This is a genomic window from Streptomyces sp. NBRC 110035, from assembly GCF_000829695.1.
In the GTDB taxonomy this organism is placed as follows: Bacteria; Actinomycetota; Actinomycetes; order Streptomycetales; family Streptomycetaceae; genus Streptomyces.
The window spans coordinates 20,267-43,079 of the sequence record NZ_BBNN01000051.1 but is presented as its reverse complement, the minus strand read 5'-3'; the positions used below and the strand labels follow the sequence as shown (position 1 = coordinate 43,079).

Here is a 22,813-nt window from a genome sequence, read left to right as displayed (position 1 = left end):
TTCGCCCATTAAAGCGGTACGCGAGCTGGGTTTAGAACGTCGTGAGACAGTTCGGTCCCTATCCGCTGTGCGCGTAGGAGTCTTGAGAAGGGCTGTCCCTAGTACGAGAGGACCGGGACGGACGAACCTCTGGTGTGCCAGTTGTCCTGCCAAGGGCATGGCTGGTTGGCTACGTTCGGGAGGGATAACCGCTGAAAGCATCTAAGCGGGAAGCCTGCTTCGAGATGAGGACTCCCACCTCCATGAGAGGGTAAGGCTCCCAGTAGACGACTGGGTTGATAGGCCGGATATGGAAGCACGGTAACGTGTGGAGTTGACCGGTACTAATAGGCCGAGGGCTTGTCCTCAGTTGCTCGCGTCCACTGTGTTGGTTCTGAAACCACGAACGACCCCGTGTTCCGCCGTTTTTTCGGCGGGGTGCGGTGCGGTTGTCTGTTTCATAGTGTTTCGGTGGTCATGGCGTAGGGGAAACGCCCGGTTACATTCCGAACCCGGAAGCTAAGCCTTACAGCGCCGATGGTACTGCAGGGGGGACCCTGTGGGAGAGTAGGACGCCGCCGAACTCCTTTTAGAGCTCTGGCTCTTGGGCACGCAGCCCGAGAGCCAGAGCTTTTTTGCTTTGAGGTAAGGTCAGTGAGCATCGTCGGCACGTTTCCCACAGGAGGTCCCCGGGTGGAGGTCCAGGAGACTCGAGTCCAGACGGACCGTGTCCTCACCATCCCGAACATCCTCAGCATGGCGCGACTTCTCGGTGTCCCCCTCTTCCTGTGGCTGATCCTCAGGCCGGAGTTCGGCGGGCCGAAGAGTGACGGCTGGGCGCTCCTGGTGCTGGCTCTGAGTGGTGTCAGTGATTATCTGGACGGCAAGCTCGCGCGGCGATGGAACCAGATCAGCAGCCTCGGCCGGCTCCTGGATCCCGCGGCGGACCGGCTCTACATTCTTTCGACCCTTGTCGGGCTCACCTGGCGCGAGATTCTCCCGGTTTGGTTGACGGCCGTACTGCTGGCCCGTGAGCTGGTTCTGCTGGTGATGGTGGGTATCCTCCGGCGTCACGGCTATCCGCCGCCGCAGGTGAACTTCCTTGGGAAGGCGGCCACCTTCAACTTGATGTACGCCTTCCCGTTGCTCCTGCTCAGTGACGGGAGCGGTTGGATCTCGTCACTCGCTGCTATTTTCGGATGGGCGTTCGCCGGATGGGGTACAACGCTCTATTGGTGGGCAGGAGTCCTCTACGTGGTGCAGGTCCGCCGCCTGGTTCGTGCGGACGCCATGGCCGGTTGACCTCGCTGAGTGGCACGCGCAACGTCGCGCGATGGCCCGCAGTGGAAAAATGCGGGACAATCTTGGCGGGGGAAGTCGGCTAGACCGTCATCTCATGAGGAGGACGCTTCCGACATGAAGGCCGTCGTGATGGCCGGGGGTGAAGGCACGCGCCTTCGTCCCATGACCTCAAGCATGCCCAAACCGCTCCTGCCGGTAGTCAATCAGCCGATCATGGAGCATGTTCTGCGGCTGCTCAAAAGGCACGGGCTCAACGAAACCGTTGTGACCGTCCAGTTCCTGGCTTCGCTCGTCAAGAACTACTTCGGTGACGGCGAAGAGCTCGGAATGGAGCTCACCTATGCCAATGAGGAGAAGCCACTCGGTACCGCAGGAAGCGTCAAGAACGCCGAGGAGGCACTGAAGGACGATGCCTTCCTCGTCATCTCCGGTGACGCGCTGACGGATTTCGATCTCACCGAGCTGATCAATTTCCACAAGGAGAAGGGTGCGCTGGTCACGGTCTGTCTGACCCGGGTGCCCAATCCGCTGGAGTTCGGCATCACCATCGTGGACGAGGAAGGCAAGGTCGAGCGTTTCCTGGAGAAGCCGACCTGGGGCCAGGTCTTCTCCGACACGGTGAACACCGGTATCTACGTCATGGAGCCCGAGGTCTTCGACTATGTCGAGGCCGACGTGCCCGTCGACTGGTCCGGAGACGTCTTCCCCCAGCTGATGAAGGAAGGCAAGCCCATCTACGGCTTCATCGCCGAGGGCTACTGGGAGGATGTCGGCACGCACGAGAGCTATGTGAAGGCTCAGGCAGACGTCCTGGAGCGCAAGGTCGACGTCGATATCGACGGCTTCGAGATCTCCCCGGGCGTATGGGTCGCGGAGGGAGCCGAAGTGCATCCCGATGCCGTGCTGCGCGGGCCGCTCTACATCGGCGACTACGCCAAGGTCGAAGCCGGCGCCGAGATTCGTGAGCACACGGTCCTGGGCTCCAATGTCGTGGTGAAGAGCGGGGCCTTCCTGCACAAGGCCGTCGTGCACGACAACGTGTACGTCGGGCCGCACAGCAACCTGCGGGGGTGTGTGCTCGGCAGGAACACCGACGTCATGCGCGCGGCGCGGATCGAGGACGGCGCCGTCATCGGCGACGAGTGCCTGATCGGTGAGGAATCGATCGTCCAGGGCAACGTACGGGTGTACCCGTTCAAGACGATCGAGGCGGGCGCGTTCGTCAACACCTCGGTCATCTGGGAGTCCAGAGGACAGGCGCACCTCTTCGGCGCCCGTGGGGTGTCGGGAATCCTGAACGTCGAGATCACGCCGGAACTCGCCGTTCGGCTGGCCGGCGCCTATGCGACGACGCTGAAGAAGGGATCGACGGTCACCACGGCCCGGGACCATTCCCGTGGTGCCCGTGCCCTGAAGCGTGCGGTCATCTCCGCGCTGCAGGCCAGCGCCATCGACGTACGGGACCTGGAGAACGTACCGCTGCCCGTGGCCCGGCAGCAGACCGCGCGGGGCAGCGCGGGCGGCATCATGATCCGGACGACCCTCGGCGTGCCGGACTCCGTCGACATCATGTTCTTCGACGGCCAGGGCGCCGACCTCTCACAGGGCAGCCAGCGCAAACTGGACCGGGTGTTCGCGCGGCAGGAGTACCGGCGCGCGTTCCCGGGGGAGATCGGTGATCTGCACTTCCCGGCGAGCGTCTTCGACTCGTACACCGGCTCGCTGCTGCGGAACGTCGACATCACGGGAATCGCGGAGTCCGGGCTGAAGGTGGTCGTGGACGCGTCGAACGGCAGCGCGGGGCTCGTGCTGCCGAGCCTGCTCGGCAAGCTCGGAGTGGACTCGCTGACCATCAACCCGGGGCTCGACGAGTCCAGGCCGACCGAGACGGCGGATGTCCGGCGGTCTGGGCTGGTGCGGCTCGGTGAGATGGTGGCGTCCTCCGGTGCCGCGTTCGGTGTGCGGTTCGACCCGGTCGGCGAACGGCTCTCCCTTGTCGACGAGAAGGGGAGGATCATCGAGGACGACCGGGCACTGCTCGTCCTGCTCGACCTCATCGCGGCCGAGCGGCGCAGTGGCCGGGTCGCGCTTCCGGTGACCACCACCAGGATCGCCGAGCAGGTGGCGGCCTACCACGGTACCCAGGTGGAATGGACAACCACCTCGCCCGACGACCTCACCCGCGTCGGGGGTGAGGAGGGCACGATCTTCGGCGGTGACGGCAAGGGCGGCTTCATCGTTCCGGAGTTCAGCAGGGTCTACGACGGCACAGCGGCCTTCGTCCGGCTCATAGGCCTGGTGGCGAGGACGCAGCTCACGCTCAGCCAGATCGATGCGCGTATCCCGCGTGCGCACGTGCTCAAGCGTGACCTGGCCACCCCGTGGGCGGTCAAGGGGCTCGTGATGCGGCGGGTCGTCGAGGAGGCCGGTGACCGTTTCGTGGACACCACCGACGGTGTGCGTGTGGTGGAGGCCGACGGCCGCTGGGTGATGGTGCTGCCGGACCCGGCCGAGGCGGTCACCCACCTGTGGGCCGAGGGCCCCGACGACGCCTCTGCCCAGGCTCTGCTCGACGAGTGGGCATCGGTCGTGGACAGCGCCGGACAGTAGCCAAAACCTCCGAACGAGCCGTACACGTGTGTGCCGGACAGGCGTCCCCAACGGGGCCTGTCCGGCACACCGGTAGGCCCGTTCGGAGGCAGTGCCCCCGGCATGCGACGATGTGCGGCATGCCGCAGCAACCCCCCGTTCGGAGCACCCCCCGGCGGCTACCGCGCCCGGACGCGTCCATGTCGTTGATCACCAACGTGATGGACCACAGCCTCGACGAGGGATACGCCGAGGCTGCCGCGCGGAAGCAGGCCACCGGCGGCGGAGGTATGCCGAAGACCCTCAGGGCGAAACTGGGGCTCGCCGGCGGTCTGGTGCTCGCGGCCCTGGTGGTGACCGTCGGGGCCGCGCAGGCCAGAGTGGAGGCTCCGGTCGTCGCCAAGGAGCGCGAGGAGCTGATCGAGAGGATCGACCGGGAGACCGAGGCGGCGGACAAGCTCGAGGACGGTATCGACACCCTGCGTGCCGACGTGAGCGCACGGCAGCGCGAGGCGCTCAGGCAGAGCGGCGGGAGCGACCGCGCCGACCTGGTGGGCATCCTGGCGGGCGCCGTCGCGGTGCACGGCCCCGGCGTGAAGCTCGCGGTCGACGACGCCAAGGACACGAGCGCCGGAGGAGACGGCGACGCCCGGTCGACCACCGGGTTCTCCGACACCGGGCGGGTCCGCGACCGGGACATGCAGCGGGTGGTCAACGGCCTGTGGGAGTCCGGAGCCGAGGCGATCTCCATCAACGGGCAGCGGCTGACCGCTCTTTCTGCGATCAGGGCCGCGGGGGACGCGATACTGGTCGACAACAGGCCGCTGGTACCGCCGTACACCGTCTTCGCCGTGGGGGACGGCCCGGAGCTGAGCAGCCGGTTCCAGAACAGCTCGGACGGGCTGTACCTGCATGCCCTGCAGGAGAACTACGGCATCCGCACCGCTCTCTCGGTGGAGGACGACCTCCGGCTGCCCGCCGCGCCGAGTGTGATCGTACGAACCGCGCAACCGATAACCGAGACCGCACCTGAGAAAGGCACATCGTGATCGCCGTACTGGGCCTCGTCGTGGGAGTCGTGGCCGGCCTGTTGGTCCGGCCCGAGGTTCCGGCGGTCGTCGAGCCGTACCTGCCGATCGCCGTCGTGGCGGCGCTCGACGCCGTCTTCGGCGGGCTGCGGGCCATGCTCGACGGCATCTTCGACGACAAGGTCTTCGTGGTGTCGTTCCTGTCGAACGTGGTCGTCGCCGCGCTGATCGTCTTCCTCGGCGACGAGTTGGGCGTGGGTGCCCAACTGTCCACGGGTGTGGTGGTCGTCCTCGGTATCCGGATCTTCTCCAACGCCGCGGCGATCCGTCGGCACGTGTTCCGGGCGTGAGGCCGATGAGCGAGCAGAACCACGAGCCCGAGCACCCCCGTCAGGACGACAGGGCGACGCCCGAGCCGCAGCCCGGACCGCGCGCGGCCCCCGGAACCCACCGGGCGTCCCGGCCCCACCCCGCCTCGGTGCCGCCCCCTGCTGCCGCGCCGCGTCCCGCTGCGGCATCCGGTGGGGGGTTCCGGAAGGAACTGCCCGACGAGGTGCCCGCGCGCGCGAGCGTGTCCGCGGAGTCCGCGCCCACGGAGGGGGAGGCGCCGCCGGATCGGTCCGGACCCGGTCTGTCCGGACGGCAGCGGCTGGTGAACAGCCTGTGGCCGCCTCGGATCACCCGGGCCCAACTCATCGTCGCTCTCCTGCTGTTCGGCCTGGGCTTCGGCCTGGCCGTCCAGGTGGCCTCGAACAGCGACGGCGACAGTGCCCTGCGTGGTGCCCGGCAGGAAGACCTCGTCCGCATTCTCGATGAACTCGACGACCGGACAGAGCGTCTCGAGGACGAGAAGCAGGGACTCGAGGAGCAGCGCGACGAGCTCGAGAACAGCTCGGACCAGGCCGAGGAGGCTCGTCGGCAGACGCTGGAAAGGGAACGCCAACTCGGCATTCTGGCGGGCACGGTGGCCGCACAGGGCCCCGGCATCACACTGGTCGTCGAGGACCCGGGGGGGATGGTCGAGTCGAACATGCTGCTCGATGCGGTCCAGGAGCTGCGCGCGGCCGGCGCCGAGGCCATTCAGGTGAACGGCATACGGGTCGTGGCGGGCACCTACCTGTCGGATTCCGGTGACGGAGTGAGCGTCGACGGGAACAAGATCACCGCACCCTATCGTTTCAAGGTCATCGGCAAGCCGCAGGACCTCGAGCCGGCGCTCAACATCCCTGGAGGAGTGGTGCAGACTCTCGAGAAGGAACAGGCCACCGCCTTGGTGGAGAGGTCGACCAAGATCGTCGTGGATGCCTTGCGACCGGCGAAGCAGCCTGGCTACGCTCGGTCGTCCTCGCAGTGAACCGGGGGTGTATGAAGGGCGACCGGCAAGAGCAGGAGGTTGCGGGGGGTCGGCGCACCGAATGGGTGGTGCGTGGTGGAAACTGTCTGGTGGATACGGACGTTGTGAGGATGTCCGGGTCGGCCAGTGTGTTCAGTCAGGGTTCGTCCTGCCCCACGGGCGGGTCTGTTTCGGTCAAGGGGAATCGCCCGTGAAGTTGTTTGGGAAGTTGTTCGGCAAGAGCGCGCGAGAAGGCCGCGACAGTGCGACCGCTCGCCATCGCGCACAGCCCGACGCGGAGGCGTCGCGTCCGCTGTACCGGGATCAGGTCGGTGATCCCGGCGAGAACGTGGCGGGAGGCCAGGGCGCGTCGTCGGTTGACCCTGCGCAGTCGAGCGGCATAGGTTTCGGGCAACCGTCAACCTCAGGTGCGGGTGGAGGGTTTTCCGCCCCGTATGCGTCCCAGGCCCCCGGTGGGCAGGAGGATCCGTCCATGTCGGCCTTGGTGTGTACGAGGTGCGGTAACCGCAACGCGGAGAACAGCCGATTCTGTTCGAACTGCGGTGCCCCGCTCAGGCCCGGAGTCGTCCCGGAGCGCCCCTCCGAGACGACGTCCACCATCTCCATCTCCGGTCTCGAGGCGTACGACGCCGAGGTCACGGGCCAGACGCAGGTCCCGGCGCTCTCCCCGGAGGCGCAGGCGGCCGTCGACGCGCTGCCGATGGGTTCCGCGCTCCTGGTCGTGCGCCGCGGGCCGAACTCGGGCAGCCGTTTCCTGCTGGACGGTGATCTGACCACGGCCGGCCGCCACCCGCAGAGCGACATCTTCCTGGACGACGTGACGGTTTCCCGCCGGCACGTGGAGTTCCGCCGCGGCCAGGACGGTTCCTTCACGGTGGCCGACGTGGGCAGCCTGAACGGCACGTACGTCAACCGTGAGCGGATCGACCAGGTCGGTCTGTCGAACGGTGACGAGGTGCAGATCGGCAAGTACCGGCTGGTCTTCTATGCGAGCCAGCGGGGCTACTGACCCTTCCCGGACTCCGTCCGGGGCACCCTGACCCCAGGGAAGGTCCATGCTTCACACACCGAGCGGCGGTGCCGGGCACGGTACCGCCGCCGCGGAAACTGGACTGATGAGCATCGGCACGGTGCTGAACGTGCTGCGCGAGGAATTCCCCGAAGTCACCATCTCCAAGATCCGTTTCCTGGAGTCGGAGGGACTCATCGAGCCGCAGCGGAGCCCCTCGGGGTACCGCAAGTTCAGCGCCGGGGACGTGGAGCGCCTCGGCCATGTTCTGAGGATGCAGCGGGACCACTATCTGCCGCTCAAGGTGATCCGCGAACACCTGGACGCCATGGAGCGCGGCGAGGCCGCCCCGCTTCCGGCGCTGTCCCGGCAGCGGGACGGGGAACCCGGCCCCGACCCGCCCGCCACAGCGGCCCGGATCGGGCGGGCGCAGCTGCTGGCGGCGGCCGGCGTCGACCAGCGTCAGCTAGCGGAGTGGGAGTCGTACGGGCTGCTCGCGCCGGTCGAGGACGAGGTGTACGACGCCGAGGCGGTCACCGTCGCCGGCCTCATCACCGAACTGGGGCGGTTCGGGATCGAGCCGCGGCATCTGAGAGCGATGAAGGCCGCCGCCGACCGGGAGGCCGGGCTGGTCGACCAGGTCGTCGCCCCGCTCAAGCGCCACCGCAACCCGCAGACCAGGGCGCACGCGCAGGAGCGCACGAAGGAGCTCGCCGGTCTCACGGCGAAGCTCCACGCCGCGCTGGTCGGCTCGGCGCTCGGGGTGCGGCTGCCCTGAGGACGAGGGCGCGGAGGCCCGGATCGGCCGCCCGATCCGGGCCCGACTACCCAAACGTCCCGGGCACGGCCTAGGGTTGCTGTGTGAACGAGCTCGATGTCGTAGGTGTCCGGGTCGAAATGCCCTCGAACCAACCGATCGTGCTGCTGCGTGAAGTGGGAGGCGACCGGTACCTCCCCATTTGGATCGGACCGGGGGAGGCGACGGCCATCGCCTTCGCCCAGCAGGGCATGGCTCCCGCGCGCCCGCTGACCCACGACCTCTTCAAGGACGTGCTGGAAGCCGTCGGCCAAGAGCTCACGGAAGTACGCATCACGGACCTGCGCGAAGGGGTCTTCTACGCGGAGCTGGTCTTCGCCAGCGGTGTCGAGGTGAGCGCCCGGCCGTCCGACGCCATAGCGCTGGCACTGCGCACCGGTACGCCGATCTACGGCAGCGACACGGTGCTCGACGACGCGGGGATCGCCATCCCGGACGAGCAGGAGGACGAGGTGGAGAAGTTCCGCGAGTTCCTCGACCAGATCTCGCCGGAGGATTTCGGCTCCAGCAGCCAGTGAGGGGTGCCGGTCGTTCCGCCGGAACTCCGCTCGGGAACCTGGTGCGTGAGAGCCTTGCGAGGCTCGTGCGGAGGGCATTCGGCTAGCCTTTCCCCGCGGTGGGGCACGGGAAACCACTCTTAGGGTGATTATCACTCGGCGTGCCGAGTGTGGCGATCGTTGACGCACCCTTGGTGACTGCCTACCGTCGAGGAGGCAGGTCAAGGACGGAGGTCGGCGTGAGAAGCACCGGCGACGGTACGGCTGGGGGTGCCCCCGGACACGGTCTCGGGGTGAGCGGTCCGTACCCTCCCCCAGGCTCTCAGCTCCGCGCGAGCGGGGCCTATGCCCATCACGGCAGCCCGGCCGATCCTGCTCCGCAGCGACCGGCGGCCGTGCCGAGCAGCGGAGGGGCGGCGACGTCCATGGCGTCCGAGGAGATTGGCTACCGCGGCCCCACGGCCTGCGCGGCCGCCGGCATCACCTACCGGCAACTGGACTACTGGGCTCGCACGGGACTGGTCGAGCCGAGTGTGCGGCCCGCCCATGGTTCGGGGACCCAGCGGCTGTACAGCTTTCGGGACGTTGTCGTCCTGAAGATCGTCAAGCGGTTCCTGGACACCGGTGTCTCGCTGCAGAACATCCGGACCACCGTCCGGCACCTGCGGGAGGGGGGCTCCCAGGACCTGGAGCGCATGACGCTGATGAGCGACGGCGCCACGGTCTACGAGTGCTCCACGCCCGACGAGGTCCATGCCCTGCTCCAGGGCGGCCAGGGAATCTTCGGGATCGCCGTGGGTGTGGTGTGGCGGGACGTCGAGAGCGCGCTGTCACAGCTGCACGGGGAGCGCATCGACACCGGAGAGACCCTGATCGGCCCCAATCCGGCGGACGAGCTGGCAAGACGGCGCAACCGCGCCGTATGAGCCGCCGCGGCGCACGGGTGGTCGGCCCCGCCGGGCCGCCCGTGCGGTGGGGGCGGCCGGCGGCGCGGGGTGGGGCGTTGTCAGTGGCGTAGGGCAGCATCGGAGATGTGAGATCCGCGCCCACCGTCCTGCACCTCGACATGGACGCCTTCTTCGCCTCGGTGGAGCAGGCGTCCAAGCCGAGCCTGCGTGGGAAGGCCGTGGTCGTGGGCGGGCTCGGGCCGCGCGGTGTGGTCGCCACCGCCTCGTACGAGGCCCGGATCTTCGGTGTCCATTCCGCACTGCCCATGGCGCAGGCGCGGAGGCTCGCGCCGAACGCGGCGTATCTGGTGCCCCGCTTCGCGTTCTACCGGTCGATCAGCGACCAGGTGATGGCACTGCTGCGGGCGCTGTCACCGTTGGTGGAGCCGCTGAGCCTCGACGAGGCGTTCGTGGATCTGGAAGCCGGCGGGGCGGCCTGGGACGAGCGGTCCGCGCGCCTCGTTGGGGCGAAGCTGCGCGCGGACATCCGGGCGGTCACGGGGCTCACCGGATCGGTGGGGCTGGCGGCCTCCAAGATGCTGGCGAAGATCGCCTCGGAGCAGGCCAAGCCGGACGGCCTGGTGCTGATCGAGCCGGGAACCGAGCGGGCCCTGCTGGCGCCGCTGCCGGTCCGGACTCTGCCGGGTGTCGGGCCGGCCACCGGTGACCACCTGCGGCGTGCCGGGATCCACACGGTCGGGGAACTCGCCGAGGCGGGGGAGGACGAGCTGGTACGCCTGCTCGGCAAGGCGCACGGACACGCCCTGCACGCCATGTCCCTGGCGCGGGACGAACGATCCGTGGTGGCCGAGCGGGAGACGAAGTCGGTCTCGGTCGAGGACACCTACGACGTGGACATCCACGACCGGGTGCGGGTGGGAGTGGAGGTGCGGCGCCTCGCCGACCGCTGTGTGCGCCGGCTGAGGACGGCGGGACTGTCGGGCCGGACCATCGTGCTGAAGGTGCGCCGGTACGACTTCTCGACGCTCACCCGCTCCGAGACCCTGCGAGGGCCCACGGACGATCCCGCGGTGGTGCGCGAGGCCGCGGCGCGGCTGCTGGGCTCGGTCGACACGACGGGCGGCGTGCGCCTGCTGGGTGTCGGGGTCAGCGGGCTCGCGGACTACACGCAGGAGGACCTGTTCGCGCAGGCGGCGGGGGAGCGGGAGAAGGAGCTGCCGGGCGGGGAGGCGAAGGAGGCCGCGTCCTCGGAGGAACAGCAGCGGGCGGACGCCGAGCGGCGCTGGCCGGCCGGGCACGACGTACGGCACAGTGAGTACGGCCATGGGTGGGTCCAGGGCAGCGGCCTGGGGCGGGTCACCGTGCGGTTCGAGACCCCCGGGTCGGCGCCGGGGCGGGTGCGGACCTTCCGGACCGGGGACCCGGCCCTGCACCCCGCGGATCCGCTGCCGTTGTCGGAGCGAAGACCCGGGGTCGGCAGGGAGAGCGCGGACGGCCCGAGCGGCAAGGACGACCGGGACGGTGAGGGGCGGGACGGTGAGGGCAGCCAGGGCGGCCGGGAGGCCCGGGGCAGCCAGGAGTCAGCGGCTGGCGCGGCGGCGACGGCGGGTGCCTCGGGTCCAGGGCCCGCGGGAGGGTAGGCCAACAGGACTGCCCCGGACGTGGAACAGGGACGAGGAGCGTGCGGGCCGTGCCCCGCAGAGGCCGGACGGCGGTACCGCGACGGCGGGTGGGGGCCAGGGCGTCAGGCGGAGTCGTCGCTGCCGGCGAGTTTGCCGAAGTCGTGGTCCGGGAGTGAGGGAGGGGCGGCGGTGTCCAGGCCGTAGTGGTGGTAGAGCTGGAGTTCCTGCTCCGGGGAGAGATGACGGCCCACGCCGAAGTCGGGGGCGTCCTTGATCAGGGCGCGTTCGAAGGGGATGTGGAGGACGCCGTCGATCAGTTCGCTCGGCTCCAGAGGAACGAAGGCGTCCCTGCTGAACAGGCCGGTGCGTATCGCCGCCCACTCCGGCACTCCGGTGGCGTCGTCGAGATAGACCTCGTCGATCGTGCCGATCCGGGTGCCGTTGCGGTCGAATGCCTTGCGGCCGATCAGGTTGCGCGGATCGATGTCGGTCTGCACGGGCCCTCCACTGGTCGCAATTGCGCACACCACTCGTCAGCACTACAAAACGGCACAATCGGTCCGGCGGCCACTCGAACGTCCGGGTCTTGCCCTCGCTGGTACGCTGGCAGCGGCTGCTGACCCCGTGCGGGAGAGTCCTCCAGGCGCCATCGGAGGGCGCCGAAGGAGCAAATCCTCCCCGGAATCTCTCAGGCCCACGTACCGCATGGACGAGGTCACTCTGGAAAGCAGAGCGGGTGTCCACGGCTTCCGCTCTCACCGACGGTGAAAGCCGGCTGCCCCGGGCAGCCGGTGAAGCTCTCAGGTTGAGATGACAGAGGGGGAGGCCGTCCGGGCACCCGTCACGGTGCCCCTCGAAGGTCGTCAGACCAGGAGGCCTCCGCACATGACCGTCCATCGCATTTCCCTCTCCGAGCTCGAACAGGGAACGCCCTTCGAGCAGCGTCACATCGGCCCCGACCACGAGGCCCGCGCCAAGATGCTCGCGCAGGTCGGCTACGGCTCGCTCGACGAGCTGACGGCCGCCGCGGTCCCGGATGTGATCAAGAACGCTGACGCGCTGGACCTGCCGGGCGCCCGGACCGAGCCCGAAACGCTGGCCGAACTGCGATCGCTGGCCGACCGCAACGAGGTGCTCGGCTCCATGATCGGGCTGGGGTACTACGGGACCTTCACGCCGCCCGTCATCCTTCGGAACGTGATGGAGAACCCCGCCTGGTACACGGCGTACACGCCGTACCAGCCGGAAATCTCGCAGGGACGGCTCGAAGCGCTGCTGAACTTCCAGACCATGGTCGCCGAACTCACCGGCCTGCCGACCTCCGGTGCCTCCCTGCTCGACGAGGGCACCGCGGCCGCCGAGGCGATGGCGCTGTCCCGCCGTATGGGCAAGAACAAGAACGGCCTGTTCCTGGTGGACGCGGACGCGCTGCCGCAGACCGTCGCCGTCATCGAGACCCGGGCCGAGCCGGCCGGCGTCGAGGTCGTGGTCGCCGACCTGAGCGAGGGCATCCCCGCCGAGGTGGCCGGGCGCGAGATCAACGGCGTGCTGATCCAGTACCCGGGCGCCTCCGGTGCCGTACGCGACATCAAACCGGTGATCGACCAGGCGCACGAGCTGGGCGCGCTCGTCACCGTGGCCGCCGATCTGCTCGCCCTCACGCTGCTGACGTCCCCCGGCGAACTCGGCGCGGACATCGCCGTCGGCACGACGCAGCGCTTCGGCGTGCCGATGGGCTTCGGCGGACCGCACGCCGGATACATGGCCGTACAGGAGAAGATGGCGCGCAGTCTGCCCGGCCGGCTCGTCGGCGTCTCCGTGGACGCGGACGGGCACAAGGCCTACCGGCTCGCCCTCCAGACCCGTGAACAGCACATCCGCCGTGAGAAGGCCACCAGCAACATCTGTACCGCCCAGGTGCTGCTCGCCGTCATGGCCGGCATGTACGCCGTCCACCACGGCCCCGAGGGGCTGCGGACCATCGCGTGGCGCACCCACCGCTACGCGACGGTCCTCGCCGAAGGACTGCGGGCCGGCGGCGTGGAGATCGTCCACGGCGCCTACTTCGACACACTGACCGTACGGGTTCCCGGGCGGGCCGCCGAGGTCGTGGCCACCGCCCGGGACAACGGGGTCAACCTGCACCTCGTCGACGCCGACCTCGTCTCGATCGCCTGCGACGAGACCACCACGCGCGACCGGCTCGCCGCCGTGTGGAGCGCCTTCGGTGTCGAGGGTGGCGTCGAGTCCCTGGACGCGGCCGCGCGCACCACCCTCCCGGACGCCCTGCTGCGCACCGACGAGTACCTGGCGCACCCCGTCTTCCACCAGCACCGCTCCGAGACCGCGATGCTGCGCTACCTGCGCAGGCTCGCCGACCGCGACTACGCGCTGGACCGCGGCATGATCCCGCTGGGCTCCTGCACCATGAAGCTCAACGCGACCGCGGAGATGGAGCCCATCACCTGGCCCGAGTTCGGGCAGTTGCATCCCTTCGCTCCGGCCGGGCAGGCCCGGGGCTACCTCACCCTCATCCACGAGTTGGAGGACCGGCTCGCGGAGGTCACCGGCTACGACAGGGTGAGCCTCCAGCCCAACGCGGGCTCCCAGGGCGAACTGGCCGGGCTGCTCGCGGTACGCGGCTACCACCGGGCCAACGGCGACGAGCAGCGCACCGTCTGCCTCATCCCGTCCTCCGCGCACGGAACCAACGCCGCCAGCGCCGTCATGGCCGGCATGAAGGTCGTCGTCGTGAAGACCGCCGAGGACGGCGAGGTCGACATCGACGACCTGCGCGCGAAGATCGAGCGGTACCGCGACGAGCTGTCGGTGCTGATGATCACCTACCCCTCCACGCACGGTGTGTTCGAGGAGCATGTCGCCGACATCTGCGCGGCCGTGCACGAGGCCGGCGGCCAGGTGTACGTGGACGGCGCGAACCTCAACGCGCTGGTCGGGCTGGCCAAGCCCGGACACTTCGGCGGGGACGTCTCGCACCTGAACCTGCACAAGACCTTCTGCATCCCGCACGGCGGCGGTGGTCCCGGCGTCGGCCCGGTCGGCGTGCGGGCGCACCTGGCGCCGTACCTGCCCAACCATCCGCTGCAGCCCGAGGCAGGGCCGGAGACCGGGATCGGGCCCATCTCGGCGGCGCCGTGGGGCTCTGCGGGAATCCTGCCCATCTCGTGGGCGTACGTCCGGCTGATGGGCGGTGAGGGGCTCAAGCGGGCCACCCAGGTGGCGGTACTCAGCGCCAACTACATCGCCAAGCGCCTCGAGCCGCACTATCCGGTGCTGTACACCGGTCCCGGCGGGCTGGTCGCGCACGAGTGCATCATCGACCTGCGCCCCCTGACCAAGGCGACCGGCGTGAGCGTGGACGACGTGGCGAAGCGGCTGATCGACTACGGCTTCCACGCGCCGACGATGTCGTTCCCGGTGGCCGGGACGCTGATGATCGAGCCGACCGAGTCCGAGGACCTGGCCGAACTCGACCGGTTCTGCGAGACGATGATCGCGATTCGCGCGGAGATCGAGAAGGTCGGCTCCGGTGAGTGGCCCGCGGACGACAACCCCCTGTGCAACGCCCCGCACACCGCCGCCGCGCTCGGCGGGGAGTGGGAGCACGCGTACAGCCGTCAGGAAGCCGTCTTCCCGACCGGAGTGAGCACCACCGACAAGTACTGGCCGCCGGTCCGCCGGGTCGACCAGGCCTTCGGCGACCGCAACCTGGTGTGCTCCTGCCCGCCGCTGGACGCCTACGAGGACTGACGCGGCGGGAGAACCTCCTGCCGGGGAGCGGAAGGGCCCTGCTTCGGCCGGATGGCCGGGCGGGGCCCTTCGCCGTACCTCCCGTACGTACCTCCCACCTGCCCTGTGGGACCGGGCCGGAGTATGGGCGGCCGGGACCGCTTCCGCGTGTCAGACGCGGTCGATATGAACGTTCGTCGACTTCACTCGGGCTGTGGCCTCCATGCCGACCTCCAGCCCGAGTTCCTCGACGGCCTCGCGGGTCAGCAGCGAGACCAGTCGGTGCGGGCCCGCCTGGATCTCGACCTGAGCGGCCACGTCGCCGAGCTTGATCGCGGTGACGATGCCGGGAAAGGCGTTGCGCGTCGAGGTGTACGGCGTGCCCTCCTCGGTCGCACCGGCCTTCGCGAGATCGACAGAGAATGCCGCCAGGTCCCGTCCGTCGATGAGCCGCCGTCCGCCTTCGTCGCGGTGGGTGGTGACCCGGCCCGCGTCCGCCCAGCGGCGGGCGGTGTCCGGACTGACGCCGAGCAGTCGAGCCGCCTGGCCGATCGTGTAGGACTGCATGCCGATCACGATAGGGCGGGTGGTGGAGCCGGAGGGCGCGGGGGTGACGAGGGGGAGCGGTCCCGGTGCCCTCCGATCGACAGGTGCGTCGGACCCGGTCGCAAGGTTCGCTGAACAATACGAAAGTTTCGTACGTCGGGCACCGCGCGGGTCTTCGCCCCTCTGGTCCTGGCCATGGTTCCCGCGCTCGCCTTCCGCCCGGTCGCCGAGCGACGGCGCCTCGGCGGCCTGACCGCGGGCGCGGCCAAGGGGTGACGCCCGCACGGGCAGGGCGTCACCCCGCGTGACGAACCCTGGACGTGCGTCGGGGCCGGTTCGCGGAGGGTCCCGCGGTCCGGCCCCCGGTGTTCCGCGGGCGGGCCCTGCTCCGCCCGGAAGAACTGGGTCCTGTGGTGAAAGCGGCAGGCGCCGCTTTCACCACAGGACCCACTAGGCGGTGGTCATCGCCCGGACGGCGCCCCGGGGGTGCTGTGGGGCGATGCAGCTGCCGTCGGGCAGGAGCTCGCCGGTGTCCTCGAAGAGCACGACACCGTTGCACAGCAGGCTCCAGCCCTGCTCCGGACGGTGCGCCACGAGACGGGCGGACTCCCGGTCGGCGGAATCGGCTGAGGGGCACGGTGACTGGTGCTGGCACATGGATGGGATCTTTCGCTCTGGCGTGACCTGTGGACTGGCTGTCGGTTCAGTTCCGCGGCGTGAAGCCTCGTTCATGGCCGCCCCCCGTTGTGGTAGGCCCGTCGGGACGGGCCGGTCGGAAACAAGTGTTGCCCTTGGGAGGGCGATCCGCAGGAATTTCGCGGCACCGCCCCTCACCGGTTGATGACGCGTCACCCGGGCGGACGGTTCAGTTCAACGGGACTGTCACTTCGGGTGGTTCGGCGTAGCCGGATATGGCTAGTCCGGTCCGCGGCCCTGGTTGCTGCGGGTGCGGTGAGGCATGTCGGCCTTCCTCGTGGCATGCACGCCCCCGCCGCCGGTGGTCCGGCGGCAGGGGCGTGCGAGAGCGTTCGCGCGAGGCGGGAGATGTGGCAGGTGTCAGGCGGGTGAGCCGAGCAGCCGGTCGGGGGCGACCCGATGGGTCAGCACCGGGAGCAGTTCGGAGGCCCGGTGCGGCCGGTGGGCCGCGATGCCCGGCGGCGCCGGGGCGAGGGGGACGAGCAGGTCGGTGGCGGCGGGATGGCCGGTGGCGCCGTCCGCGCTGCGGTCGCCGTGCAGCCAGAGAGCCAGCATGTAGAGGCCGGGCACCGACAGCAGCCGGGGCTGGTACGGCTGCGGCAGGGCCTCGGCCTGGCGCAGGGCCAGTTCGGTGGAGGTGATGTAGGGGCCTTCGAAGAAGCGGGAGAAGGCCCAGCCGTCGGGGGTGAGCACGGTGTCCGCCGCGGCCACCGCCCGGTCGCCGCAGCGGATCAGGAAGCGCCAGCCGGCCAGCCGCGTCGCGGACACGCCCTCGGCGGTGACCCGGTCCAGGACGTGCACGGGCAGCGGCAGTTCTGGCGAAGCGGGCCCCTCGGCACCGAGGAGGGAGGGGGTTCGGGCCTCGCTGACCGCGGTGGGGGAGGAGAGTGCGGTCAGGACGGAACGCAGTGCGGGCGCGGGGGCCGGGGGGACATGCAGGGGCATGGTGGGTCGCCTCTCATTCGAAGGCACGGTGGCACGAGGGCGGGGCGGACGGCGCTGTCAGCTCGCGAAGGCGGAAGGCAGGGGCCGGGGGTCTGAGTACGAGAGGTGGGGGGTGAGGAGTGCCGCACGTCACCTCGTCGGCTGGATCACTCGACCGTGGGCGCCAACCTTCTGCCTTGTCCACGGAGTTTATACGACGCATGGTCGGACCATGTTTCCGCTAGCCGTTTTCGAACCGCGAAACAAGGATATTTCTGGACGGCGAAACGGGGGAATCATCCCGATTCTCGGCCGGGGATACGGCGATGACCTCGACACATGGCCGCGCAGTGGTAGGCCTATTGTCGTCGGCGTTTTTCACGAGTTCGCCGTCGCCTTGTAACGTGCACCGTCGGCCATGCCGCGTGAATGTGCCACTGGTTACCCTCGACCAGGGTAGCGGCCTGCAGAGCGGTTCGGGGCGTTATCGATCGCATCCGCTGGGCATCCTCCTCTGTGGACCAGAACCCCGGCGGCCGATCATCGGACCGTCCATCCGAGGAGGAGGAACGCTTCGATGGGGGAGAAGGTGGTGGCAGGCGGGTTCGACCTGTCCGATCGCCAGCGCTACCGCGACAAGCTCCGCAGGTGTCTGACGGGCTTGGAACGACTCCTGGCGGAGAAGCGGTTCGACCGCCCCAGGAACCTGATGGGGCTGGAGATCGAATTGAATCTGACGGGCGTCGACGGCATGCCCAAAATGTTGAACGGGCAAGTCCTGGAACGGATTGCGAGCCGCGACTTCCAGACGGAACTCGCCATGTTCAACCTGGAAGTCAACATTGCTCCACACCGTTTGGGCGGCCGGGTATTCGACCGGCTCGCCGAGGAACTGCGCACGTCCCTCGCGTACGCGGATCGGAAAGCCGCCGAGGTGGACGCCGGAATCGTGATGATCGGCATTCTGCCGACGCTGGACCGCGACGACCTGGTCTCCTCGAACCTCTCCGCCGTCGATCGCTACACCCTGCTCAACGACCAGATCGTGGCCGCCCGCGGGGAGGACTTCACTCTCGACATCGAGGGGGTGGAACATCTCAGCTGCACCTCCAAGTCCATCGCGCCGGAGGCCGCCTGCACCTCGGTCCAACTGCACCTCCAGGTCACTCCGGCCCGCTTCGCCGACGTGTGGAACGCGGCCCAGGCGGTCGCCGCCGCCCAGATCGCCGTCGGCGCCAATTCGCCCTTCCTGTTCGGACGTGAGCTGTGGCGCGAGTCCCGGCCGCCGCTGTTCCAGCAGTCCACCGACACCCGTCCGCCCGAGCTCCAGGCACAGGGAGTGCGGCCGCGCACCTGGTTCGGTGAGCGCTGGGTCGACTCGGCGCTCGACCTCTTCGAGGAGAATCTGCGCTACTACCCGGCACTCCTGCCGATCTGTGACGACGAGGACCCGCTCGACGTGCTGGACCGGGGCGCCACCCCCTCGCTCGCGGAACTCGTCCTGCACAACGGCACGGTCTACCGCTGGAACCGCCCGGTCTACGACGTGGCCGACGGTGTGCCCCACCTGCGGGTGGAGAACCGGGTCCTGCCCGCCGGACCCACCGTCGTCGACGTGGTCGCCAACGCGGCGTTCTACTACGGTCTGGTCCGCGCCCTCGCCGAGGACAGCCGCCCCGTGTGGACCCGGCTGCCCTTCGAGGCCGCCGCCGCCAACTTCGACGCCGCCTGCCGGCACGGCATCGACGCCCGCTTCACCTGGCCCCGGCGCGGGCGCTACGGGGGTACGGCCGAGGTCGACGCGGTCACCCTCGTACGCGAGGAACTGCTGCCGCTGGCCGAGGCGGGACTGGAGGCGTGGGGCATCGAACGCGCGGACCGGGACCTGTATCTCGGCGTGATCGAGGAGCGCTGCCGATGCAGGCAGAACGGGGCGAGCTGGCAGGCAGCGACCTTCCACCGGGCGCTGGACGCAGGCCTGTCCCGGGAGGCGGCACTGGCGGCCACCACCCGGCGCTACCGGGAGCTGATGCTGCGGGGCGACCCCGTGCACAGCTGGCCCGTGGGGCTCCCGGAGCCGCCGTCCGCGGGCTGAGGGGTGGTCCTTCCCCTGTGCCCGATCGGACGCCCATGGGGAAAGACCGCTGAGTCCGGAGCAGGCGGGCGGGTCCGGGGCAGCGGGAAGGACGGCCGGCCGCGGGGCCCCGCCCACGGAGCCGGCGGCTGAGGACCGCCTGCCGGGCGCTCCACCGGTGCCTTCATACTGAACCGGTCGGACAGCTCGGTGATGTGGAGGCAGGTGTGCAGGCGGAGGCGGGGCCGGGAGCCGGTGCGTATCCCCAGCGACGGCTCACGCGGAAGACGCTCCGCGACGAGACGCTGCTCGTACTCGCGGTGTCGCTCGGCGCGAGCGCGGTGTCCGCGCTGATCAGTTTCGTCGGCTCGGTCACCCGCCCGGGCGGCCTGAAGGACCAGGCGGCCACCCTCAACGGCTCGGCGGCACCGGGACGCCCCTGGCTCGACCTGGCCTGGCAGCTCTTCGGGATCACCAGCGCGCTCGTCCCCGTCGCGCTCGTCGCCCACTTCCTGGTCCGCGAGGGCGCGGGACTGCGCACCCTCGGCTTCGACCGCACCAGGCCCTGGTCCGACCTCGGCCGCGGGGCGGCGGTCGCGGCGGCCATCGGCAGCAGCGGCATCGCCTTCTACCTGGCCATGCGCGGCCTCGGCTTCAACCTCACCGTGGTGCCCGAGGCACTGCCCGAGGTGTGGTGGAAGTTCCCCGTGCTGATCCTCTCGGCGATGCAGAACTCGATCCTCGAAGAGGTCATCGTCCTCGCCTATCTGCTGCGTCGGCTCGAGCAACTGGGCTGGTCACCGGGCGCCGCGATGGCGACCAGTTCGGTACTGCGCGGCTCGTACCACCTCTACCAGGGCATCGGTGGGTTCATCGGCAACATGGTGATGGGCGTGGTGTTCGTCCACCTCTACCGCCGCTGGGGCCGGGTGGGGTCCCTGGTGGTCGCGCACACGCTGCTCGACATCGGGGCGTTCGTGGGGTACGCGCTGCTCGCGGGCAAGGTGGACTGGCTGCCTACGGCGTGAGCGGTTCGGGAAGAGGGCGTGCGGTGGTGCCGTACGCCCCCGTCGTCGTACCGGGCCCGGTTCAGTCCGACGGTCCGCCGCCCGCCATCCTGCCGTCCGGCAGGGCGGCGCTCAGCAACTCGCCCTCGATGACGGTCACCGCCCGTCCGCCCAGCGCGGTGCGCTCGCCGCGCAGTTCCGTGCGGACGCGGCCCGGGCGGGGTGAGGCCTGCAGACCGGTGAGAGCGGTGCGTCCCAGACGCTCGGACCAGTAGGGGGCCAGCGCGGTGTGAGCGCTGCCGGTGACGGGATCCTCGTCGATACCGACGTTCGGGAAGAAGCACCGGGAGACGAAGTCGTGGCCCAGGGACGGGTTCTCCGCGCGGGCGGTGGCGATGACGCCGCGCGCGGAGCGGGCGCCGAGGGTCCTGAGGTCGGGCCGCAGGGCGTGGACCGTCCGCTCGTCGGCGACCTCGACCAGCAGGTCGCCGACGAGCGGACCGGTGTCGAAGACCGTGAGCGGCTCGGTTCCCAGCGCCTCGGAGAACCCTTCGGGCAGGTCGAGCGGGGTGAGCGGGGCCGTGGGGAAGTCCATGGTCACGGAGCCGTCCTCGGCCGGCGCCGCGACGAGAACGCCACTGCGGGTGGAGAACCGGACGGGGCCCTTGTGCGCACCGGTGGTGTGCAGGACGTGGGTGGTGGCGAGGGTTGCGTGGCCGCACATCGCCACCTCGGCCGCGGGGGTGAACCAGCGCAGCGCCCAGTGGGCCTCCCCGCCCTCGGGCAGCGGGTGCGCGAAGGCGGTCTCGGCGTGATTGACCTCCAGGGCGACACTCCGGAGCCAGCCGTCGTCCGGGAAGGCGTCCGTGTCCAGGAGCAGGACTCCGGCCGGGTTTCCGGTGAAGGGCCGGTCGGTGAAGGCGTCGACGATTCGCATGCGCATCCCCCGGCGGCAGGGCGTCGGGGAAGCCGCAGACCAAGGCCAATCCCAGGACGCCGGCCCGGATTCCGTAGCCGTCCTCACGGCAGGGGTCGCCCTGCCCTCGTCTCCGATATATCGTTGAGTTATCGCGACAGGTCAACGATGGAATGGAGAGTGGTTGCGGTGCGTACCCATGGTTTCGAGCGCGGGCATGGCCATGGCGGTCCGAGGGGCGGCCGGGGTGACTTCGACAGGCTGCGGGCCGCTTTCGGGCCCTTCGGTCCCGGTGGGTCGGGTGGCCCCGGGGGGCCCGGCTCCGGTCCGGGCTTCGGGCACGGTCCCTGGGGCGGACGAGGGCGCGGCGGGCCCAGGGGAAGGGCGCGGCGCGGTGACGTACGGGCATCGATCCTGGCGCTGCTGAAGGACCGGCCGATGCACGGCTACGAGATGATCCAGGAGATCGCCGAGCGCAGCGGCGGGGCGTGGAAGCCCAGCCCCGGCTCGGTGTACCCCACCCTCCAGCTGCTGGAGGACGAGGGGCTGATCGTCAGTGAGTCCGAGGGTGGCAAGAAGCTGTTCGCGCTCACCGGCACCGGTCGTGCGGCGGCCGAGGAAGGTCCCGAGGCGCCCTGGGAGGAGGCCTCCCGCGGGGTCGACTGGGAGGCGCTGAGCGAGATCCGGCAGGCCGGGTTCGGCCTGATGGAGGCGTTCGGGCAGGTCTGGAAGACCGGCACCAAGGAGCAGCGCGAGAAGGCGCTCGCCGTCGTCAACGAAGCCCGCAAGAAGCTGTATCTCATCCTCGCCGATGACGACTGAGGGCTGGGAGCCGAGGCAGGCACCCGAGGTGCCGGGTGGTCGGCCGGTGTGAGCGCGGTGCCCCGTGGAGTGATCCACGGGGCACCGTCGTGTCTGTGTGTCTGCGTGTCTGCGCGCCTTCGCGCCGGCTTCGGCCGGGCGGCCGTCTCTTCGGCTCGGGTCGCGGTGGCGTGGCGGGCCCGAGGGGAATCGGGGCTGATTCTCCTTCCCAGGGAGGAGATCGCGGCCCCGGGTGTCCACTTCCTGCGGGACGGGAAGATGCTCCCCACCGGGGATGCCCCGGACCCGCGGGGCTGATGGGGTGGGAGGCGTGCAACACCCTACCCCCAGGCCGTCGGCCTACCAGGTCCAGGAGCGGGGCAGCCACCGCGCGGAACACGGTGCCGGACTCGGCGTGGAGCTGGCGGCGGTGGTCAGCGGTGCCTGCCGCAGAGCGGTCAGGGACGAGGACCGGCAGATCGACACCGCCCATCTGCTGCACTCGCTGCTGGAGTCCGACCCCGAGGTGTGCGCGGTCCTCGGCGAGGACCGGCGCATCGCCCGGCTGCTCGGCTACCTGGTCCAGCGCAGCATCGCCTACGGCCTGCGCTGGCAGAGCGCCGTCGAGGACTCCGGCTCCGTTCCGGTGGTGGTGCGGACCACCGGGTTCTCGCCGCTGGCGGCGGCCGGCCTGGAGTGCGCCCGTGAACGCGCCGCACGTCATGGCGGGCCCGCGCGCGGTGTGGACCTGCTCGCGGCGATCATCGCGGACCCGCAGGCACGGGCGGTGGAGGTGCTCGAGCACGCCGGAATCGGCCACCGCGACGTCCTCGCCCGTCTCGATGCGGCACGGGCCGGTGACCCCCTGCTCACCGAGAGGTGGAAGGGCTGAGAATGCGGTGAGGGCCGGTCGGCTCCCGCCCGTCAGTGGATTTCCTCCCCCACCCCCCCACCCGGCCCCCGGGGCGCACGTCCAGCTCGTGAGACAGGTGTC

Annotated in this window: 20 protein-coding genes, 2 rRNA genes, 1 pseudogene and 1 riboswitch; of the genes and pseudogenes, 18 read left to right on the top strand and 5 right to left on the bottom strand. The window is 69.8% G+C overall.

Going from position 1 to position 22,813, the window contains the following annotated elements:
• The 12 genes from TU30_RS30160 to TU30_RS30105 form a co-directional block, all read left to right on the top strand.
• Positions 1-347 (top strand): 23S ribosomal RNA (locus TU30_RS30160); the annotation flags it as partial.
• A 99-nt stretch (positions 348-446) separates the two neighbouring features.
• Positions 447-563, top strand: a 5S ribosomal RNA gene (gene rrf, locus TU30_RS30155).
• Between the two features lie 109 nt (positions 564-672).
• On the top strand, positions 673-1,281 hold the full coding sequence (locus TU30_RS30150; protein ID WP_042176162.1) for a CDP-alcohol phosphatidyltransferase family protein: 609 nt from the start codon (positions 673-675) through the stop codon (positions 1,279-1,281).
• A gap of 114 nt (positions 1,282-1,395) precedes the next feature.
• Positions 1,396-3,891: a mannose-1-phosphate guanyltransferase gene (locus TU30_RS30145; RefSeq protein WP_042176160.1), complete on the top strand. Its 2,496-nt coding sequence runs from the start codon at positions 1,396-1,398 to the stop codon at positions 3,889-3,891.
• A 179-nt stretch (positions 3,892-4,070) separates the two neighbouring features.
• Complete coding sequence (locus tag TU30_RS30140) at positions 4,071-4,919, top strand: DUF881 domain-containing protein (RefSeq protein ID WP_042176158.1); 849 nt, start codon at positions 4,071-4,073, stop codon at positions 4,917-4,919.
• Entirely contained in the window at positions 4,916-5,248 is a 333-nt protein-coding gene (locus tag TU30_RS30135; protein WP_030808725.1) for a small basic family protein, read from the top strand. The genes TU30_RS30140 and TU30_RS30135 overlap by 4 nt, the downstream gene beginning before the upstream one ends.
• Before the next feature lie 128 nt (positions 5,249-5,376).
• Positions 5,377-6,252 carry a DUF881 domain-containing protein gene (locus tag TU30_RS30130; protein WP_042176170.1) on the top strand — a complete coding sequence of 292 codons (876 nt, stop codon included), beginning with the start codon at positions 5,377-5,379 and terminating at the stop codon, positions 6,250-6,252.
• A 61-nt stretch (positions 6,253-6,313) separates the two neighbouring features.
• Entirely contained in the window at positions 6,314-7,261 is a 948-nt protein-coding gene (locus TU30_RS34905) for an FHA domain-containing protein (RefSeq protein WP_078878638.1), read from the top strand.
• Between the two features lie 46 nt (positions 7,262-7,307).
• Positions 7,308-8,039 (top strand): MerR family transcriptional regulator, encoded by a 732-nt coding sequence (locus TU30_RS30120; protein WP_042176153.1) that lies wholly within the window; start codon positions 7,308-7,310, stop codon positions 8,037-8,039.
• An 83-nt stretch (positions 8,040-8,122) separates the two neighbouring features.
• Complete coding sequence (locus tag TU30_RS30115) at positions 8,123-8,596, top strand: bifunctional nuclease family protein (RefSeq protein WP_003988851.1); 474 nt, start codon at positions 8,123-8,125, stop codon at positions 8,594-8,596.
• Positions 8,597-8,814: 218 nt separating this feature from the next.
• Positions 8,815-9,501, top strand: a complete 687-nt coding sequence (locus TU30_RS30110) for a MerR family transcriptional regulator (RefSeq protein ID WP_078878636.1) — start codon at positions 8,815-8,817, stop codon at positions 9,499-9,501.
• 107 nt (positions 9,502-9,608) lie between these two features.
• The gene (locus TU30_RS30105; protein WP_078878634.1) at positions 9,609-11,123 is read left to right on the top strand and encodes a DNA polymerase IV; all 1,515 of its coding nucleotides are present in this window, start codon (positions 9,609-9,611) and stop codon (positions 11,121-11,123) included.
• 104 nt (positions 11,124-11,227) lie between these two features.
• Here TU30_RS30105 and TU30_RS30100 read toward each other — a convergent pair whose 3' ends face one another.
• On the bottom strand, positions 11,228-11,602 hold the full coding sequence (locus TU30_RS30100; protein ID WP_042176148.1) for a PRC-barrel domain-containing protein: 375 nt from the start codon (positions 11,600-11,602) through the stop codon (positions 11,228-11,230).
• A 120-nt stretch (positions 11,603-11,722) separates the two neighbouring features.
• A riboswitch (glycine riboswitch) is annotated at positions 11,723-11,819 on the top strand.
• Between the two features lie 171 nt (positions 11,820-11,990).
• Between TU30_RS30100 and gcvP the strand changes: the two genes are divergently transcribed.
• Positions 11,991-14,876 (top strand): aminomethyl-transferring glycine dehydrogenase, encoded by a 2,886-nt coding sequence (gene gcvP, locus TU30_RS30095; protein ID WP_042176145.1) that lies wholly within the window; start codon positions 11,991-11,993, stop codon positions 14,874-14,876.
• A gap of 150 nt (positions 14,877-15,026) precedes the next feature.
• Here gcvP and TU30_RS30090 read toward each other — a convergent pair whose 3' ends face one another.
• Complete coding sequence (locus tag TU30_RS30090; RefSeq protein WP_042176143.1) at positions 15,027-15,422, bottom strand: molybdopterin-binding protein; 396 nt, start codon at positions 15,420-15,422, stop codon at positions 15,027-15,029.
• A gap of 144 nt (positions 15,423-15,566) precedes the next feature.
• On the opposite strand from TU30_RS30090, the pseudogene TU30_RS38455 reads away from it, so the two are divergent.
• Positions 15,567-15,677: pseudogene (locus tag TU30_RS38455) on the top strand (carbohydrate ABC transporter permease); the annotation flags it as partial.
• A gap of 174 nt (positions 15,678-15,851) precedes the next feature.
• On the opposite strand, the gene TU30_RS30085 reads toward TU30_RS38455, so the two are convergent.
• Positions 15,852-16,058 (bottom strand): DUF5999 family protein, encoded by a 207-nt coding sequence (locus tag TU30_RS30085; protein ID WP_042176141.1) that lies wholly within the window; start codon positions 16,056-16,058, stop codon positions 15,852-15,854.
• 399 nt (positions 16,059-16,457) lie between these two features.
• On the bottom strand, positions 16,458-17,042 hold the full coding sequence (locus TU30_RS30080) for a hypothetical protein (RefSeq protein WP_042176138.1): 585 nt from the start codon (positions 17,040-17,042) through the stop codon (positions 16,458-16,460).
• Positions 17,043-17,598: 556 nt separating this feature from the next.
• On the opposite strand from TU30_RS30080, the gene TU30_RS30075 reads away from it, so the two are divergent.
• Both TU30_RS30075 and TU30_RS30070 read left to right on the top strand, forming a co-directional pair.
• Positions 17,599-19,116, top strand: a complete 1,518-nt coding sequence (locus TU30_RS30075) for a glutamate-cysteine ligase family protein (protein ID WP_042176137.1) — start codon at positions 17,599-17,601, stop codon at positions 19,114-19,116.
• 206 nt (positions 19,117-19,322) lie between these two features.
• Positions 19,323-20,123 carry a CPBP family intramembrane glutamic endopeptidase gene (locus TU30_RS30070; RefSeq protein WP_042176134.1) on the top strand — a complete coding sequence of 267 codons (801 nt, stop codon included), beginning with the start codon at positions 19,323-19,325 and terminating at the stop codon, positions 20,121-20,123.
• 61 nt (positions 20,124-20,184) lie between these two features.
• On the opposite strand, the gene TU30_RS30065 is transcribed toward TU30_RS30070, so the two are convergent.
• Positions 20,185-21,045 carry a PhzF family phenazine biosynthesis protein gene (locus TU30_RS30065; RefSeq protein ID WP_042176131.1) on the bottom strand — a complete coding sequence of 287 codons (861 nt, stop codon included), beginning with the start codon at positions 21,043-21,045 and terminating at the stop codon, positions 20,185-20,187.
• Positions 21,046-21,186: 141 nt separating this feature from the next.
• On the opposite strand from TU30_RS30065, the gene TU30_RS34900 reads away from it, so the two are divergent.
• Positions 21,187-21,840, top strand: a complete 654-nt coding sequence (locus TU30_RS34900) for a PadR family transcriptional regulator (RefSeq protein WP_176726310.1) — start codon at positions 21,187-21,189, stop codon at positions 21,838-21,840.
• A 310-nt stretch (positions 21,841-22,150) separates the two neighbouring features.
• The gene (locus tag TU30_RS30050; RefSeq protein WP_158719394.1) at positions 22,151-22,711 is read left to right on the top strand and encodes a Clp protease N-terminal domain-containing protein; all 561 of its coding nucleotides are present in this window, start codon (positions 22,151-22,153) and stop codon (positions 22,709-22,711) included.
• Positions 22,712-22,813: the final 102 nt, after the last annotated feature.